The sequence below is a fragment of the Candidatus Neomarinimicrobiota bacterium genome (assembly GCA_018647265.1).
In the GTDB taxonomy this organism is placed as follows: Bacteria; Fidelibacterota; Marinisomatia; order Marinisomatales; family TCS55; genus TCS55.
In genome coordinates this window covers 1-18502 of record JABGTK010000016.1, presented here as the reverse complement: position 1 = coordinate 18502, position 18502 = coordinate 1, and the positions used below count along the sequence as shown (strand labels likewise).

General features: G+C 41.8%; 18 protein-coding genes. 9 read left to right on the top strand and 9 right to left on the bottom strand.

Features of this window, described 5'->3' with window-relative positions; genetic code table 11:
* Positions 1-77: 77 nt before the first annotated feature.
* On the top strand, positions 78-224 hold the full coding sequence (locus HN459_01245; protein ID MBT3478068.1) for a hypothetical protein: 147 nt from the start codon (positions 78-80) through the stop codon (positions 222-224).
* Here the strand turns inward: HN459_01245 and HN459_01240 are convergent.
* The 3 genes from HN459_01240 to HN459_01230 are packed head-to-tail and all read right to left on the bottom strand — an operon-like array spanning position 215 to position 2744.
* Positions 215-1261 carry a rhodanese-related sulfurtransferase gene (locus HN459_01240; GenBank protein ID MBT3478067.1) on the bottom strand — a complete coding sequence of 349 codons (1047 nt, stop codon included), beginning with the start codon at positions 1259-1261 and terminating at the stop codon, positions 215-217. The genes HN459_01245 and HN459_01240 overlap by 10 nt on opposite strands.
* A 20-nt stretch (positions 1262-1281) precedes the next feature.
* Complete coding sequence (locus tag HN459_01235; GenBank protein ID MBT3478066.1) at positions 1282-1875, bottom strand: glutathione S-transferase; 594 nt, start codon at positions 1873-1875, stop codon at positions 1282-1284.
* Between the two features lie 56 nt (positions 1876-1931).
* On the bottom strand, positions 1932-2744 hold the full coding sequence (locus tag HN459_01230) for a carbon-nitrogen hydrolase family protein (GenBank protein ID MBT3478065.1): 813 nt from the start codon (positions 2742-2744) through the stop codon (positions 1932-1934).
* 125 nt (positions 2745-2869) lie between these two features.
* On the opposite strand from HN459_01230, the gene HN459_01225 reads away from it, so the two are divergent.
* Genes HN459_01225 through HN459_01215 form a run of 3 tightly spaced genes read left to right on the top strand, consistent with a single transcriptional unit; the run spans position 2870 to position 5858 of the window.
* The gene (locus HN459_01225) at positions 2870-3631 is read left to right on the top strand and encodes an SDR family oxidoreductase (GenBank protein MBT3478064.1); all 762 of its coding nucleotides are present in this window, start codon (positions 2870-2872) and stop codon (positions 3629-3631) included.
* Positions 3632-3640: 9 nt separating this feature from the next.
* A complete protein-coding gene (locus HN459_01220; protein ID MBT3478063.1) occupies positions 3641-4813 on the top strand; it encodes an acyl-CoA dehydrogenase in 1173 nt (390 codons plus the stop codon).
* Positions 4803-5858: a phosphotransferase family protein gene (locus tag HN459_01215; protein ID MBT3478062.1), complete on the top strand. Its 1056-nt coding sequence runs from the start codon at positions 4803-4805 to the stop codon at positions 5856-5858. Before HN459_01220 ends, HN459_01215 begins: the two co-directional genes overlap by 11 nt.
* Here HN459_01215 and HN459_01210 read toward each other — a convergent pair.
* The 5 genes from HN459_01210 to HN459_01190 all read right to left on the bottom strand — a co-directional run bounded on the left by HN459_01210 (position 5842) and on the right by HN459_01190 (position 12953).
* Entirely contained in the window at positions 5842-6909 is a 1068-nt protein-coding gene (locus tag HN459_01210) for a strictosidine synthase family protein (protein MBT3478061.1), read from the bottom strand. The genes HN459_01215 and HN459_01210 overlap by 17 nt on opposite strands.
* Positions 6910-6916: 7 nt before the next feature.
* Positions 6917-7966: an NAD(P)H-binding protein gene (locus tag HN459_01205; protein ID MBT3478060.1), complete on the bottom strand. Its 1050-nt coding sequence runs from the start codon at positions 7964-7966 to the stop codon at positions 6917-6919.
* A 76-nt stretch (positions 7967-8042) separates the two neighbouring features.
* Complete coding sequence (locus HN459_01200; GenBank protein ID MBT3478059.1) at positions 8043-10541, bottom strand: TonB-dependent receptor; 2499 nt, start codon at positions 10539-10541, stop codon at positions 8043-8045.
* A 204-nt stretch (positions 10542-10745) separates the two neighbouring features.
* Entirely contained in the window at positions 10746-12380 is a 1635-nt protein-coding gene (locus HN459_01195; protein MBT3478058.1) for an amidase, read from the bottom strand.
* 36 nt (positions 12381-12416) lie between these two features.
* On the bottom strand, positions 12417-12953 hold the full coding sequence (locus HN459_01190) for a gamma-glutamylcyclotransferase (GenBank protein MBT3478057.1): 537 nt from the start codon (positions 12951-12953) through the stop codon (positions 12417-12419).
* A 126-nt stretch (positions 12954-13079) separates the two neighbouring features.
* On the opposite strand from HN459_01190, the gene HN459_01185 reads away from it, so the two are divergent.
* From HN459_01185 to HN459_01175, 3 genes are all read left to right on the top strand, one after another.
* The gene (locus tag HN459_01185; protein MBT3478056.1) at positions 13080-14522 is read left to right on the top strand and encodes an amidase; all 1443 of its coding nucleotides are present in this window, start codon (positions 13080-13082) and stop codon (positions 14520-14522) included.
* A 144-nt stretch (positions 14523-14666) separates the two neighbouring features.
* The gene (locus HN459_01180; protein MBT3478055.1) at positions 14667-14855 is read left to right on the top strand and encodes a hypothetical protein; all 189 of its coding nucleotides are present in this window, start codon (positions 14667-14669) and stop codon (positions 14853-14855) included.
* 155 nt (positions 14856-15010) lie between these two features.
* Entirely contained in the window at positions 15011-16198 is a 1188-nt protein-coding gene (locus HN459_01175; protein MBT3478054.1) for a hypothetical protein, read from the top strand.
* A gap of 55 nt (positions 16199-16253) precedes the next feature.
* Here HN459_01175 and HN459_01170 read toward each other — a convergent pair whose 3' ends face one another.
* Positions 16254-17525: an amidohydrolase family protein gene (locus HN459_01170; protein ID MBT3478053.1), complete on the bottom strand. Its 1272-nt coding sequence runs from the start codon at positions 17523-17525 to the stop codon at positions 16254-16256.
* Positions 17526-17707: 182 nt separating this feature from the next.
* Between HN459_01170 and HN459_01165 the strand changes: the two genes are divergently transcribed.
* Positions 17708-18193 carry an archaeosortase/exosortase family protein gene (locus HN459_01165; GenBank protein ID MBT3478052.1) on the top strand — a complete coding sequence of 162 codons (486 nt, stop codon included), beginning with the start codon at positions 17708-17710 and terminating at the stop codon, positions 18191-18193.
* Positions 18145-18502: hypothetical protein (locus HN459_01160; protein MBT3478051.1), on the top strand; the 358-nt coding region annotated here is incomplete at its 3' end. The genes HN459_01165 and HN459_01160, both read left to right, overlap by 49 nt.

The window sequence follows — 18502 nt, the reverse complement described above, 5'->3', positions numbered from 1 at the left end:
TGAACAAATTTAAACAATTCATGCTCAACCACCCCTACATCAGTATGGCGGTCATCCTGCCGTTTACTTTCATATTCGTGATTGGCATATTCTCAATCCTGATCAATATAATTTTACCAGCAATGATTGCCTTTTGGTTAGCTGGCTGGGCATATACAGCAATCGTCGGTCGGCCCTTACGTCAGTATTATCGCCGGCCATTTTGGTATGCCAATTACGAGTGATCGATTTCGTTCAGCTTTGGTTTTATCCGACTGGAATAACGCGCTCTTGATACCGCTTTTTCAGGATCTTTTCGTAGAACACGTTGGTCTTCGATTGGAAGACTGGCGAATGCCTGACATTCGAGAGAACAGCAACCATCATATTTTTGGTTACATGCCTCACACTGTATAAATAGAATATGACAAGCATCGTTTCCACAATCCAAATGCTGGTCTGCAGCTTCACCGCATTGATGACAAACGCTTAAAATATGATCCGTAACACGTTCGCCCATGCGAGCATCAAATACAAAATTCTTTCCCATAAATTTTGAATTCATCCCTTGAGATTTCACATCGTGGGCGTATTGAATAATGCCGCCGTTGAGTTGATTCACATGCTGAAATCCACTATTAATCAAATAAGCGGAAGCTTTTTCACAACGAATTCCGCCCGTGCAGTACAACAGAACTTCGTCCGCTTCATGCCCTTTTAACAAGTTTTTCACTTCCGGCAAAAGATCTCTGGATGTATCAACATCAGGGACGATGGCGTTTTCAAAGCGTCCCACTTCACTTTCATAATAATTGCGCATATCTACAATAACTGTATTCTCATTATCCAATTTATTATTGAATTCTTCCGCAGTAAGATGATTGCCGATTTTCTTCATATCATATTCATTATCACCCACCCCATAAGCCACAATCTCATCCTTGACCTTAATGGTGAGTTTATAAAAAGACTCCCCATCCTGAAGGGCTACTTTCAAGGGCATATTTTTAAATGTTTTATTGGAATCCAAATTGGTTTTGAAAGTATCCCAGTTTTGTTCGGGACAACTAAATTGAGCGTTGATGCCTTCAGTTGCAATATATATTCTACCAAAGACATTTAGTGCTGCCCAATCACGGTAGAGTTCATCCCTGAGATCGAGTGGATCATCAATGGAGATATAGCGGTAAAATGAGCAAGTGATTCGTTCGAACGGTTCCTGCCGAAGTTCATCCGTGAGAATTTCACGACTCTTTTTATTATATAAAAATTCCTTTTTCACGGTTAGAAATTAAAACAAAATCAGGATGAGAATGAAACGATGAGGGGCGCGTGGTCTGGCTGCCACTGTGTGTATTTTTTCATGACCGATTGGAATAATTCCGATGCTTTCCAACGTTCAAGCCATCGATTTAATAATGGATAAATCGTTTCAAAATAGGGCAAATCTACATGGGCAAATTGACGAACAAATGGAAAAATAGACACGTCTACCCACTGAACTTTCTCTCCCATGAAATACGAATTTATGGTGAGTATCTTCTCGTACGTAAAGAGAATTTCCGCACATTTTTCCTGGTAAAATTTCATAGGATGGTCCGGGTGCTGTTCGTGATATTTATATTTATTGAGCCATGGTTTGAATTCTTCATCATTTACTTTTATCATGGCCAATTGATTATCCAAGTTAACTTCCATCCAATCAGTCTGTGTTTGATCCAAAGCCCACTGCATAATGTCATAACTTTCATCAATAACTGTCCCATCAGGGAGTTCTAATACTGGCACCGTTCCCTTGGGTGAAATAGCATAAATCTCAGCAGGGCGATCGGATAATAGTATCTCCCGAAGTTCAACGGAAATATTTGCATGGGATAACGCCATCCTGGCGCGCATAGCCCAAGGTCAGCGTCGGAATGAATAAAGTCTCGGATGTTCTCGCATAATTCTATTTAGGTTAGTGGATAAATATCCGGTCGACGGTCCCGGAAAAACATGGTTCTAGCGTGCGATTTCGGTACTTCCGAAAGATCTAAATCGTGGATTAAAATATGGTCCACTCCCGCTGGCGATTGGGCAATTACACGCCCTTCAGGATTGGTGATTACCGACTCACCGGAAAATTCCATTTGATCTTCTTTTCCCACACGGTTGGCCAATGCGCAAAAATATCCATTATGAAAAGAGGCCACTTGGAGTTCCGCTTCATATAATCCATGGGGCCATTCGCCCACTGTACCCGCCTGTGGAATTACCACCACTTCTGCCCCATTCACACCCAAAGCGCGCATGAATTCAGGATAGTGACGGTCATAACAAATAGCCACACCAATCTTTCCTACCGCTGTATCATAGACAGGGGCACCGTGATCTCCTTCTGCATAATAACTTTTTTCGTAAAAACATTCATAGTCCGCCACATGAACCATCCTTGTGGTGCCCAATAAGGTGCCATCTGCATCAATCACCGGGGATGAATCGTAAGTCTTCCCATCTTCCAATTCAAAAAGATTGATTACAACTACCATATTGTGTTCTTTTGCTTTGGCCATGAACTTGTCTGTAGTGGAACCAGGTACCGTTTCGGCCAAATGGCTCACATCACCCTCAGCCAAATATTGTGGATAAAACCGAGTAAAAGCCAATTCAGCAAATACAGCCAACTCCGCGCCTTGCGCCGCTGCTTTATCTAAATTATCAAGTCCAAGTTGAATGTTGGCTTCAATATCTTCCGCTGCATGTTGTTGGATTAGGGCAATCTTCATTTAATTCTTATTTCCATAGGTTAGAAAATAATACATGAATAGCCCTTCAATCAATTGGTCTGATTATCCCCTTGGAATCAACACTCAATTTCAGTTTACTTCTTTTCTAATAAATGGAGAAAAAAATGTCATCTTCTTTTGACTTGAGCGGTAAAGTAGCCCTTATCACCGGAGGCTCCCGGGGAATTGGCTTTGCCATGGCAGAAAAATTTTTAGAGCATGGTGCAAATCTCATCATCGCAAGCCGTACCCAAAAAGATCTGGATGAAGCGGCCGAATCACTGTCTAAAAATGGCGGAAATGTATTGGCGGTTTCAGTTCACACCGGGGATGAAAAATCCATCCAATCTATGGTGGAACGAGCTGTAGAAAAATTTGGCGGCATCGATATTGTGGTGAATAATGCTGCCACCAATCCTCACTACGGTCCCTTGTTTACTTCTGATGATACCCAATGGGATAAAATATGGGATGTAAATGTGAAGGGTTATTATAAAGTTGCTAAGGCCTGCGTCCCCTCCATGACTGAACGGGGCGGCGGAAAAATTATCAATATTACTTCCATCGCCGGGAAACATGCTCTTCCTGGAATGGGTATTTATTGCATCAGTAAAAGTGCCGTCATTATGCTTACTAAAGTTCTTGGGCAGGAGTTGGCCAAAAGCAATATCCAAGCGAATGCCATTGCGCCGGGCTTTATTAAAACCAAATTTAGTTCTGCCCTGTGGATGGATGAAAAAGCAAATGAATCTGTTCTCAAAGGAATCCCCCAAAGACGGATGGCCGAGCCAGAAGAGATTTCCGGCATTGCCCTTTACCTCGCTTCAGACGCATCTTCATTTGCCACGGGAGAAGTATTTACAATTGATGGCGGCCAAACTATTTAAAGGAAAACCATGAAAAACTATTTAGAACAATACCGGAAATTTGTTGAAAATGAATTGATTCCCATAGAGCCCCTTTTGCTCAATCAAAAGTTTGATGAACTATTGCCAAAATTAGAAGAAAAACGTTCCCAAGTAAAACAACTAGGATTATGGGCGCCCTACCTCAAAAAAGAACATGGTGGAATGGGATTTCCTTTTATGGAATTTGCGGCCGTAAGTGAAATTCTGGGCCGCTCTCCCCTGGGTCATTATACTTTTAATTGCCAAGCACCGGATATTGGCAATATTGAACTATTATCCATGTTTGGAAGTGAACAGCAGAAGAATACGTATTTAAAGCCACTCATGACAGGTGAAATTCGCAGTTGTTTTGGCATGGTGGAACCGGACCGACCTGGATCTAATCCAACCTGGCTCGGGACATCCGCCGTATTGGCGGGAGATGACTATGTCCTCAATGGCAGGAAATGGTTTACGTCTTCTGCAGATGGTGCCGCCTTTTGTATCGTCATGGCACAAACAAATCCTGACCATGAAAAAAAACACCGGCGATCCAGTATGATCATTGTACCCACGGATACACCTGGTTATGAAATTGTACGAAATATTTCTGTCATGGGTGAGCCCGGCGTGGGTTATTTTAGCCATGGAGAAGTGACCTACACAAATGTTCGCGTCCCGAAAAAAAATCTAATCCAAAATGAAGGGGATGGATTTCGGTTGGCTCAGGAACGATTGGGACCGGGACGCATTCATCATTGCATGCGCTGGATTGGTATTTGTGAACGGGCTTTTGACCTCATGTGTCAGCGAGCGATTGATCGCAATATTACACCGGCCAAAACTTTAGCTGACCAACCGGCTATCCGCAATTGGATCGCAGAATCGCGAGCCGAAATTGATGCATCCCGATTATTGGTTTTGGCATGCGCTAAAAAGATAGATCAAAAAGGTGCCCCTGCGGCCAGAACCGAAATATCGCTTATCAAGTTTCATGTGGCCAATGTGTTGATAAATGTCCTGGACCGAGCCATTCAAACCCACGGTGCATTGGGAATTACAGATGATACACCCCTTTCCTTTTGGTATCGCCACGAAAGAGGCGCGCGTATTTATGATGGTCCTGATGAAGTGCATAAATTGGCAGCGGCACGGCGAATTCTGAAAAAATATGAATCATAACGCCGATACAATATCCGTCCGATCGGAGGAACAATTTGATGAACAAAAACTTGCGGATTTTCTCAAGGATAAATTAGAGGGATCTGACAAGCCGCTCACCGTTCGTCAATTCCCCGGCGGAAAGGCCAATCTCACTTACCACTTGGATTATGGCTCTCATGAATATGTTTTAAGGCGACCGCCATTAGGTCCGGTGGCACCATCCGCTCACGATATGGGCCGTGAATTCAGTGTATTATCTGTCCTTCACAAATCATTCCCTTTTGCCCCTCGTGCCTTTTTATTCTCTGACAATTCTGATATTGTAGGGGCGCCATTTTTTATCATGGAGCGTCATACGGGAGTCGTAGTTAGAACAAAAGTTCCCTCAATTTATGATGACATCCCTGATGCTGGCCAGCAAATGAGTACCGCCTTGGCAGATGCATTGGCGAAACTCCATAAAGTAGATTATAAATCACTTGGACTTGAATCGTTAGGGAAGCCAGAAGGGTTTATTGAAAGGCAAGTGGCTGGATGGTATAAACGATGGGAAGCGGCCAAACATACGGATATTCCGGAAATGGACGAAATTCACAAATGGCTCAATGACAATATGCCATCTTCTGGTCCAGCCGTATTGGTTCATAATGATTATAAATTGGATAATGTGATGCTCGCATCGGATAACCCAGGAAAGATTGAAGCCATATTCGATTGGGATATGTGTACCCTTGGCGATCCACTCGCTGATTTAGGCGCTTTACTTTGTTATTGGGTGGATCCTGATGATCCGCCATTTTTTAAACAATCGGCTATGATGCCTATGGATAATACATTCCTTACGCGTAAAGAACTGGTAGAACGCTATGCAGAAACCAGCGGACGAGATGTTTCAGAAATTACTTTTTACCATATTTTGGGATTATTTCGATTGGTAGGCATTGCGGCCCAAATCTATATCCGCTTTTTAAAAGGCCAAACCCAAGACAAACGATTTGCCATTTTCGGAGATATGATTCCCGCCTTAACCCAGTTTGCCGTCGGAATTATTCGGGCGCACTGATTCGAGCAAACCCGGGATAGGTGAGACTGCCCAAATAAAGTATTCCGTTTTTTTCTTCTACACTTGTAATGGGCGAAAATGATTCAGGTGACGGATGTTGAAGGTTGTGAATCACATTCCCATTCCCGTCAATACCAAGAACAAACCCATGGCGATCCGGCGCCGGTTGTGCTGTTTCCGGTAAACGCAGGACCATTTTTCGTAGGAATGGTTTCCCCGCTAAATTATCAATAATATCTTTTCGTAGGGCCGGCAGGGCTAGCCAGAATATTCCTTTTCCGTTAGAAGAAATGCCATCAGGAAATCCTGGTAAATTTTCCATAATGGTTTCCGCTTGGCCTGCTTTTTCTCCCTTCAGCCAATATTTCTGTATCCGATATGCTGATGTTTCATTGACCAAAACGAAATCACCATCGGGACTAACCGCAACACCATTGGCAAAATAGAGACCACCCATTAGGGTTCCGGTTAACCCAGACTTTGGATCATGCATAATTAATCGTCCCCATGATCTATGTTCCATTAGATCCATACGGTAGTCATGAATCCCATATTTTGATGATGCATCGGTGAAATATATTTTGCCATCAGGACCGATATCAACGTCATCAGTAAAGGCAAAAGGAATACCATGGACCTCTGTAGTCAGCACAATCAAATTTCCGTTAATATCCGCAGAAAGCAGTCCTTTATTGGCATCAGCAATAATCAAATTCCCATCTGCATCGAAGGCTAGCCCCAGTGGACGTCCTTTTGTATCAGCAAAAACACCTAAGCTTTTTCCATATACATCATATTTAATAATTCTACCATCTTCATATCCGGCATACATATTACCAGAATCATCCACAGCAACATCTTCAGGGCCAATACCATCATTTAATCCTAGGATTTCTGCATCCTGTAAATAATCATTCGGTTCAAATTCTCCAGACAATTCTGGCCCCACGGGTGGTTCCCAAACCACTGGATCTGCATTCACAGGCCAAAATAATAAATAAGCCAATAGAAGACCAATAACAGCCAAGATTCCTTTAATGGCAATTTTCATTATTCCCTCACTTGTATTCAATCCCGGAGAATCCGGGCATTTTATTAATTAATTCTTTTCCCATTAATTTGCTCGGTGTAAAGTATCCAGATTGGCCATGATCTTTCAACAAATGCTGGGATACTTCAACTGTTCCTGATGCAGTGAGATCATATCCATCCACCGTGGTAAACCTGCCCTGAATAATATCTCCATTGGCATTTTTAACTTCACCCCAAATAAATGATTTGGCCTCAGCACGTTGTGCCGCGGTATTGGATTTCCACATTTTATCAATCCGATTTAACACGAATTTTCTCACCCAATTAATTTTCATTAATTTCATATATTTTTGGCGCTTCCTTAATTTGGCTGCTCCTTTTGACGACTGTGGAAAATAAACTTCTATATTGGAAATTCCCGTACTTTGATAAGCGGTATAAACATCTCCCCAAGGAATTGTAATTGCATTCATGGGTCCAAAACCATAATCAATTTCACGCTCTTTATATGCCAATGGTACTGATTTCATTTTTCCGTTTTCCCGGACTTGCCCGCCTAGGGACATCCCCTCTGCGCCCGTTTTTGCAGTTCCCTTACTGGGTTTGGATCCCTTCATGGCAAAGCCTAAAGCAAGATGAGTTGCATCGGGCATTTTTTCTTTTAAATGTACCGCCAGACAGTCTGTAGGAATTACATCAAAACCCACGCCAGGGCAAATCACAATTCCAGCGGACTTCGCGTCAGCATCCAATCGATGACCCGTTTGATATACAGAAATCTCGCCAGTGATATCAACATAATGTGTTTTGGAATTGATGCATGCTTGCATCATGGGTTCCGCCGTGTGGGAGAATGGTCCAGCGCAGTTGGCTAAAACAGAAATGCCGGATAATTTTTCGGTAATCTCGCTAATGGATGAAAGATCAAATACCTGCGCTTCCAGTCCTTTTTCATTCGCAAGATCTTTTACTGATTCGGACCGGCCGGCCAGAATAGGTTTTAGTCCTTTTTTAAGTGCCTCATCAACGACCAACCTGCCGGTATAACCGTTAGCACCATATATTATCCAATTCATAATTCACCTTTCATGATGATATAATTTAGACTAAAATTAGTAGAGACGCATAGTAATGCGTCTCTACTAATAATTATTATTGGATTTCCATGGACTCCATTTCCATACCTTCGCCTCGGCTACCTCTCTGGCGGCTATAACGACTACGGTCTTCCATTTTTCCAAATCTATACTCTAAGGTTAATCGAACAGTCTGGCTATTCCAATTACGATTGGATTCCTGATACCAATTGTCTCCCCAAGTTTCAAATTTAAACCCGGACAGATTAAATGGATCACCCATATTTAAAGTAAGATTTAAACGCTCATCCATGAATTTCTTTTTGATAGACACAGATGAATGGTTCATGGATCCCATCCGGCCGATGGGTATATCCCTGCCGGGCATATAAAACATAAAAAACATAAATTCTGTAGTTGAATTCATATTCCACATGGCAGTGAAACGCATCCGCTGTCCAGTAGCAGTTTTATCATATTCTTCACCATAAAGGGCCGAATTAATCTCATCTTTATAAATGCTGCCTGAAAACATTATTCTGAATTTTCTTCCGAGAGAACCTACAACACTATATTCTATCCCCTGCGTTTTTTGCTCATCAATATTAGCGTAAGTAGCAGTGGAAACACCATCTTCATCTACGATTTTATGGCGCTGCATTTTATCTGTTGTATGACGATAATATCCACCAAGACTTAAAGAAAGGCCCTTAGAATAGCGGCCAAAATTTAATTCATAAGAATCCGTATATTCCGGTTTCAGAAATGGATTTCCTTTACGAATATTTCGGGCATCCTCCCGCGACGTAAATGGATTCAACATACGAGATCGTGGGCGCCGTACCCGTTTTGAATAACTCGCTTGAATCTGCAGCAATTGAGGTGCACCCACGGAAATGGATAAACTTGGGTAAAAGCTATTATATGGATTTTTAAATGATTCATTAGTGGATTTTAATTCAGACAGCATGGTAACCATTTCATACCTGCCACCGACATTGATCCCAAACATCCCCAACGATCCCCCATATTGAATATAGGCGGCGTGAACATCTTCATTATAATTGAACGCATTATCATAGTCCGGATCAGTGACAAAATCTTTTTTCGCGTCATCATAGATGTAAGCCAGTTGGGTGTCTCCCCGCTTCTTAATGGTACTATTTACACCGACTTCGAGCTTGCTGTCATCATCAAAGGGATGGACATAATCTGTCTTAAATTCAAAATTGGTATTTTCTCCATCCTGACCACTCAAGGCGCGATTTACCCTTACCACTTCTTCATAACCGGGGTCAGGTGTAGTCCAGAACTCATTTTCTCCATCATTTAATCCATCGGAATAACGCATGAATGAGCTCAGTTTTTGTTTTGGGTTATCATATTTTCGGTCATAACTCAGGGCCAAAGCGAAATCACCCCATTTATTATTTCCATCTGTAGTTCGTAAATATCTCATCTCACCGGGACCTGTTTCAATGGTATTTACTTTATTATCTCTAAGACGGTCACCATTACTGAAACTAGCCGATAAACTTATTGATTGTTTTGAATCCATAAAATATTCGAAACCTGTTTTGGCAAGGACGCTTCCACCACCGCGTTGACCGGCACTAATTTGATTCAAAACATTTTCATAGGTTGGGAAAGTCATTTTTCGATATGAATCACCAGAACTTTCCCGAACACCATTTCTCAGACCCAGATTAATGTATGTATTAAATGTAGTCGTGCGCCAATTCACTTGAGATGATAGATTGGTTCCACCTTGAGAGTCGCCGCTGGAATTAACATTTCCATTTAATCCGGCAAATTTATTTTCTTTCAAAACAATATTGATTATGCCTGCCATGCCTTCCGGGTCGTACTTGGCGCCGGGATTAGTCATAACCTCAATGTCCGCAATATTGGCTGAAGCCATACTTTGGAGGAGCATTTTAATGTCACCACCAGCCATTATTGAAGGTTTGCCATCAATCATAATATTTACCTTGGTGCTTCCCCGAAGGCTAATATTATCATCAGGATCTACTTCTACGCCGGGCACCTGCCTTAAAGCATCAATGGCAGTTCCACCAGATGAAAGGGAATTCTTTTCTACACTGAATATTCGTTTTTCCGCTGTCTGGACGAATAGCGGTCGATCGCCTTCCACATCTATACCGGCCATTTGGAGCGTCGTTTGGGATAACTGTATAGTTTCTAGATCATATTTTGTTTTATTTCCACCAAAGGGCATAAATGTAAATGGCCCCAATTCCTGTTTTTTAAATCCAATATATTCCACAACAACCTTATGGCGACCCAAAGGAATTTCCTTCACTTCAAATTCACCATTTTCATTGGTAATACCACCAGTCATAATAGTGCTACTGCGCACATTGACAATTGCCACTGATGCATAAGGGATTGGCATCCCAGTGGAAGAATCCACCACTGTACCGTGAACAATTCCAATCTTGGGTACTTTATTGGGATCCATTTGTCTTTGAGACATACCGCCACGCCCGCCGCCGTGCTGAGCAAAGCAAACGCTGGTTATCGTTAATAATGATATCAATATAAATTTTCGCATTTTGTTTCCTTGTAAAATATTTCCCCTAAAAAACCCTCATTCAACCATATGGTTGAATGTTTGACTATGAATGCTTTAAAAAGTTAAAACATTGATTTTATCATTATGCATTCATAATCTGGTCGGGAATTTAGAATATAAATATATTATTGCAATAGTTAATTTATTGTTTTTCGATATATTATTATTGATTGTCAATTTATTTTATGGGTTCACTTTAAATTTTGGTGGGTACTGTTTATGCCAATCGGTGACCTCTTGATATGCTTTAGCTACAGCCAATACGTTGCCATCTTCATAAAGATCACCAATGAAACTGATGCTTGTTGGCGTTCCTTTCTCATTGAATCCATTGGGAACCACAACGCATGGATGACCGGTTAAATTTGTTCGCAATAAGTTGTCGCCATAAAAAGATGGTATAACATATACGTCCACTGTTTCCATGAGCTTCGCCATTTTCTGATTCAACAATAATCGCGCTCGGTTGGCATTAATATATTCTACTGCAGGGATATAGCGCGCATCTCGAAAAACATTGGGCCAGGCATTTTTAACCTGACGCACCATTTCATCATCTTTGTTAGTCCGGGTGAGTTCATCAAAGGCCGCTGCCGCTTCTGCCGTAAGAATAAAAGATAATGCTTCTACGGGGAATTCTGGTAATTCAATGGGCACCAATTCCAGCCCCAATGATTTTAAAATTTTAAGACTTGCCTTGTCATTTTCCGAAGCAACTGAATCTTCAAAGGCAGACGCAACATAACCAATTCGAAGATGTTTCAATTGTTTTTTAGATGGGTATTGAAAAGGCACATCTACCAATGTTCTATCTTTTTGATCTGTGCCGCGAATCGTTTCAAATATAATAGCGGCCCCTTCAACGGAACGAGTCATGGGTCCTAGTTTATCCATGGACCAACTCAATGCCATGGCGCCTGCACGACTCACAACGCCAAAGGAAGGGCGTAGCCCAGTAACGCCATTCACTGTTGCGGGTGATACAATTGACCCCCAAGTTTCTGAACCTATGGAGAAGCCCACCAGTCCCGCCGCTGTGGCTGAGCCGGGCCCTGCCGACGATCCGCTGGCACCTTGTTCGGTATTCCATGGGTTTCGAGTTTTGCCCCCAAACCACACATCACCCCATGCCAATGCGCCCAAGGTCAGTTTCGCAATAAGGACTGCCCCCGCCTCTTCCAGTTTTTCTACCACGGTTGCTTTTTCATCAAGGACTTGATCCTTAAAAGGAATCGCGCCCAAAGTAGTTTTATACCCAGGAACGGCCAGTAGATCCTTCGCGCCCCAAGGGATACCATGAAGCAATCCGCGATACTTTCCTCTGGCAATTTCCAAATCTGCCTTACGCGCCTGTTTTATAGCCAGTTCTTCCGTAATGGTTATTACACATTCCAACTCAGGACCATACTTTTTAAGGCGATCGATATACATACGCGTAAGTTCTTCTGAAGTAACACGTTTTGTTCTGATGAGATATGCCAGTTGTGGGACGGACATAAAAGCACATGCTTCAATAATTTCAGGCCTTTCGGTCGGTGTATCATTAAAGTCAAATTTATCTTTGCCCACAGGTGGATTCATTCCAGCGGGGAGGGGATTATAATACAATGGAAACGCCACATTATTAGGTAAAGCAAGGGAACGAAGTTCTTCAAATTGAGAAATCCGGTTATTTACCCCATCCAAAAGAGAATCCCGTTCGGACCGAGTAAATTCTAAACCCATTATTTTTTCTGCTGAAGCTAAATTAGATTTTGAAACAGTATTTTTCTCGCATCCCAACCAAATCAATGCGGTAGCAAACAATATTTTTTTCATAACCAAATTGCTTTCATTCTTCTTTTATTTTTAATCTTACTTGGCCCGCATCTGTTTTAATTTTTTTAGCCAATCCTTATTAATATTATGTTCCGTAGCTCCGGCAATCATGAGGTCTAAATATTTTTTTGCCGGTTCATATGGACCTTTAGGATTGGTCACTCGGTAGAGATCCGCCCCATACCATTTGCCATCTTCTCCCAAGACTTGAAAAGTTTCTCTTTTATATATGCCAAGGGGGACATCTTCCAAAATGTCCAGCGCATCCATTTCTTTTTTAGTAATATAATACATGACGCCATAAATCATACCGCCGGGCTTTTCTATAATGCTGCTAATGCCGCCACCCATATTTTTAGAGTATTTGCGGAACTGAATCTCAAAATTAGGCAATCGAGCATTCATAACATATTTTAAGCTTGGGGTATACTGGCGCATATACGATTCAGACATATTAGAGCCATAACCAAAGTGAAGAACCAATTTCTCCTTTTCAGCGGATAGCTGCCCAAATCCAATAGACATTGCAAGAATAATGCAAAATACCCTAATTGAAATAATACTTCTTTTCATCTTTATTCCGTTCCACATTTAATTGAATTTAAAGGTAAATCTACAATGACATGGAGGCCGTTGCATCTCTTTTCCAATCCCCCTATCTTCTCCTTGTTCTAAACGAGAAGATTTATTAAATCAACCATGCTTCAATCCGCTACTCAAATATTAGCATCGATCCAAAAGGGAGAAATATCATCTGCCGAAGTTTTGACAGAACTCCTAGACCGTATCGCCCAATTGAATCCAAAGATCAATGCGGTGATTCAGTTGGATGTTGATCGGGCAATGACCCGCGCCAAGACGGCCGATGAAGCTCTTGCCAAGGGAGAATCATGGGGGCCACTCCATGGTTTGCCCATGACAGTGAAAGATGCTTTTGGAGTTGAAGGCGTGCTTTCCACCAGCGGCGCCCCTATCTGGAAAGATCACATCCCAAAAACCAATGCTGAATCTGTTCAAAGACTAGTGGACGCGGGTGCCATCATTTTCGGCAAAACCAATGTGCCCATTTTTTCTTCTGACTGGCAGGCTTTCAACGATATTTACGGCACCACCAATAACCCCTGGGATATAACCAAAACACCGGGTGGTTCTTCCGGTGGTTCTGCCGCAGCTGTTGCCAGTGGTATGTCGCCTGTGGAATTAGGCAGTGATATTGGTGGCTCCATCCGCGTCCCCGCCCATTTTTGCGGTATTTATGGCCACAAGCCCAGCCACGGAATTGTCCCCATGAATGGTCACTTGCCACCACCTCCGGGCGCCACTGCCGGTCAGGATACATTGTCCGTCGTTGGCCCTTTGGCCCGTACCGCAGGCGACCTTGAGCTCATGATGGATGTGCTGGCCGGGCCTGTGAAAAGCCAATCCAAAGGATGGCAATTGGAACTGCCGCCAGCTCGCCATAAACAATTATCGGACTTTAAAATCGGACTTTGGCTGGATGATTCATACTGCCGAGTGGATTCAGAAACAGGTAATCTGATTCAAAATACCGCCGACCAAATAGCAAAATTTGGAGCAATAATAAAAGAAGCGCAACCGGATTTTTCTTTAGAATATAATAATGATATTTTTGGCCAACTTTTGGGGCCGGTGATTGCCACGGGATTCCCAAAAAATATCATTGATGAGATGAAAATTGCTATTAAAAATTTGGACCCGGAAGATCAATCTCCCCGGGCAAACCAAATTCGCAATTCACTCCTTTCCCATTCAAAATGGCTCTCTGCTAATGGAAAGCGCCTAAAAATAAAACAGCAATGGGAAGCTTTCTTTAACGATTTTGACGTGATTCTTTGTCCCACAACTGTATGTCCCGCCTTTGACCATGATCATCAGGCGGATTTTCATTCACGGCGATTAGAAGTCAATGGCGAAGATCGCAATTATACAGATATCAGTATTTGGGCGGGACTAGCCAATTGCGCTCAACTCCCGGCTACCAATATTCCAATAGGACTTTCAAAAGCAGGACTCCCCATCAGCATGCAGGCCATGGGCCCATACCTTGAGGATAGAACAACCATTGAATTCGCTAAACTGGTTTCAAAAATTACCAACGGATTTGTGGCACCGCATGATTAATAACTAAAAATAAAAACCAATCCCAAAACTTTTACTGTTGTGATTTCTATCACTTTAATTAAGAAAAATTAATTTAATCATGTATTAGATTCCCATAATAATCATAATATTCCAACTTAATTATTTAAACATTATGGAGTATTTATGACCAAAGATTATAATGAATTCAGTTTTTTAAGAATATTGCGATTTGTCTTTTATACGCTATCAGCAATTGCCATTTATTTTGCCGGCACTGAATTAAATAGTAATAACTTAAAACTGGCAGCAGCATTTCTAGTGTTAAGTGGCCTGTTGGGTATTATCAGAAACCTACAACGCCTATCAAAGTAAGTAATAAAGTGTAGTAATGCGACCCTGAAGCCCTCAGAATCAATGACATGGTGCCTTTATAAACTATATAAATCCGATTTTAGTGACTTCTATCACGGGCATATTAGTCCATTTATGCTTAATTTCAACCAAATTACCTTACGGGGAAAATTCTCATGAAAAAACTAATAATCCTTTTTGGAATACTCACTTTATCCTTCGGCCTCCTTTCCTGCGAGAAAGAAGCTTCCGTTGAAAATGAACTATTAGGCACTTGGTATATGCCCCAGACATTGAACCGCCATACAGCGGGGAAATCTGTGGATGATGTTGCGGGCCATAGTTTGAACGCTTGGAATTGGTCCATGGTGGTAACCACCAATTCGAACCAAGAATTGATCGACCGTATGGCCGATTCAGAAGGGGCAATCACCATTTCTGGTGTAATAGAAGATGAAATAAAATTTATGCACGGCTGGTTCGATAAAGAGTCGGGTCAGGCAGGCGTTTCTCTGTCCAATTACAACTGGTACGATTTTGGCAATCAAATGGATAAACCCATGATTGCTGCCTACATGGATAATTTTTCTCATCAATACGGCGATTCAATCGAGATCTACTGGAATGACAGCACCGGTACTTACGATACTTTTTATGGAGATTGGTATTCAGACTATATCGGTTTTTACTATAATAACGGCGAATATTTCGAAATACGGGATGAAATTGATTTTACATTTGATGGTAAATCATTGAATATCCCCAATCAAATATTTTCGATTGACGACAGCACATCTTTTTCCATGGGAGGCACATTAACCCATGCGACCATTGACATCCCTGCCAATACACCAACAGAAATTTTTAGTTATAAAGGTGATACATCCTTTGATTATGGGTCTTGGTCAATTAATATTGAGGACGACGGTCGCTGGGTTGAAATCTATACCTGGGAAGATCCCTACGATTCTTCCGGATGGAACCATATCTATACCGATTCAACCATTGCTGAATGGGAATTGGAAGGCGATACCTTATTCGTCACTTACAGCTATGAAGATGTTTGGGTGGATGCAGGAGATCCGGGAGTAGGACAAGGCACCTGGATTTACCAAGTGGCTTATACCTATAAAATTGAAGGCGATGATCTAGTACTGACAAACGAATTTGACATGTGCCAAAGTGAACCCCATTGCATGAAATGGTTTGAATGGGAATATGGATTAGACCCGGGCAGTTTAGAGGAATTCAAAATGGTATGGGAACTGGAATTCACCAAAACTCCCGCTACAAGATCAAGAGAATTTCGTGGACCGTTCCGAACAGTTATGGGACGCTTTCCGCCCTATAGTTTAATGAAATAAAACGTAGGGGTCAGCCATGACTGACCCCTATAACATTTTTTTATTTACATCGTGGTTATTTATAAACCACACCACCTTTCATAACAAAAGTCACATTACTCATGATGGATATATCTTTCAGTGGATTACCCGACACAGCCACAATGTCCGCTTGCATCCCTTTTTTGATTTGACCAATATCATCTGCACCTAATGCTTCGGCAGCAACGCTTCCGGCAGAATTAATGGCATCTATTGGTTTCATCCCTGCTTCTACCATAAATCGAAATTCATTTGCATTATCCCCATGGGGCGACACTCCGGAGTCCGTCCCAAAAGCAATTTTGACGCCCATTTTATATGCCATCTCTACAGTTTTCTTAATCACGGGACCGATCGCCAATGCTTTTGGACGAATAATCTCCGGGAAATAACCGGGCTTTTTAGCTTTTTCATAAACAAATTCACCGGCGCTAATTGTAGGCACATAATAGGTGCCGTGTTTAATCATTAGGCGGGCTGTTTCTTTATCCATAAGAGTCCCATGTTCTATCGTTCGTACACCGGCGCGGATAGCGCGCTGCATACCTTCGATTCCGTGAGCATGAGCCGCAACAAACATTTCATATTCCGTTGCTGTTTTTACCACTTCACGAATTTCTTCTTCTGTAAACTGGGGGTTCTGTCCATTTTTTGCCACACTTAACACACCGCCGGTTGCTGTAATCTTCACCAAATCCGATCCATCTTTATAACGCTGACGGACAGCTTTTCGTGCATCATCAGTACCATTGACTACACCTTCTAATGGACCCGGATCGCCCTGAAGCTTACGATTCAATCCACTGGTGGGATCGGCATGACCTCCCGTTGTGCCCAATGCTTTTCCTGCCGCATAAATTCTAGGACCTTTGATATAGCCAGCTCTGATTGCATCACGGGTGGAAAGCATTACTTCGCCACCCAAATCCCGAACGGTGGTGAATCCGGCCATGAGAGTTTTTTCTACATAAGGGATGGCACGATAAGCCACATCTTCAATATTCATATAAAAATCTTCGCCGTATGCTTTTGGATTCATTTCGCCAGACATGTGAACATGCATATCGATCCAACCGGGCATGACTGTGGCATCTTTTAAATTGATAACATTGTCATTTTCACCGCCCTTGGCATAACCGCGTATCACGTCAACGATTTTTCCATCTTCAATGATGATGGATCTTTTGGTTACAGCATTTTTTGATTTGCCATCCAACATTGTACCGACATGGATGATCGTCTGTTGAGCCCATAGACTGCCAAAACTCAATAGACTAATTATGATAAATTTTTTCAAGAAATTCATTTGTTATCCTCTTCATGAATTAAAATTACTAGATGAGACTTTAGGATATTTCAGACTTATCGGCAAGAAGAAACCTATGACTATTTTATTGACACTGGAATCATTCCTCATGTAAAATAGCAATCACCATGGATGCTCGGAACCAAACAAAACACATATCTCCCTTAACACGATTCCTGATTATGGCGGGCGGGGTATATGTAATTTGGTATCTTCTCTACGATTATTATCTTTTGCCGGACGGCCGATTGGATGCGTTTTTAAGTTATTCCGGCGTAAGCTTAGCAGGAAGTTTGCTCAATGTTTTCGGATGGGAAATATATTCGGATTCCCGAATTTTAGCTGTAACCGGCACCAATGGGGTTGAAATCCAAAATGGATGTAATGGATTAGAATTAATTGGCCTCTATATAGGATTTATTATCGCATATCCGGGAGGAAACATTTACAAAAGGATTATGTTTTTAGCTGGCGGTATTGCCCTACTTATTGTGGCCAATGTTTTTCGAATCATGATATTTGCCCTATCCATTTACTACATTCCCAATTGGTGGGAGCAGGTGCATACCTATAGTTCTTATTTCATTTTTTATCCAATTGTACTCACACTTTGGTATTTATGGACAACCATCAGCGATCAAGATCTATTAGCGCCATCAAACGGTTGATACTTATTCTGTCAGGGATTTCTGTCCTCTACATTGGGGTGTTTCGGCCGATTCAATCTATGATTATCCAAAATATAGTTGTCCCCCATATTGAATCAATTATTGAAAATAATTCAATTGTGAAAATTGAAAATGTAGACGTTGATCAAATAGATATTTCTGGAGATTTTCCACCCACAAAATTCGAACTACCATTTAATGGTTGGTTCTGGCTTACGCTCGGTTTGTTTCTCGCTGCAGGCCAAGAACGACTGATTCGAATTATGACTTATTACCATTTAATCTTATTCGGCGCATTGTATGTAGGTA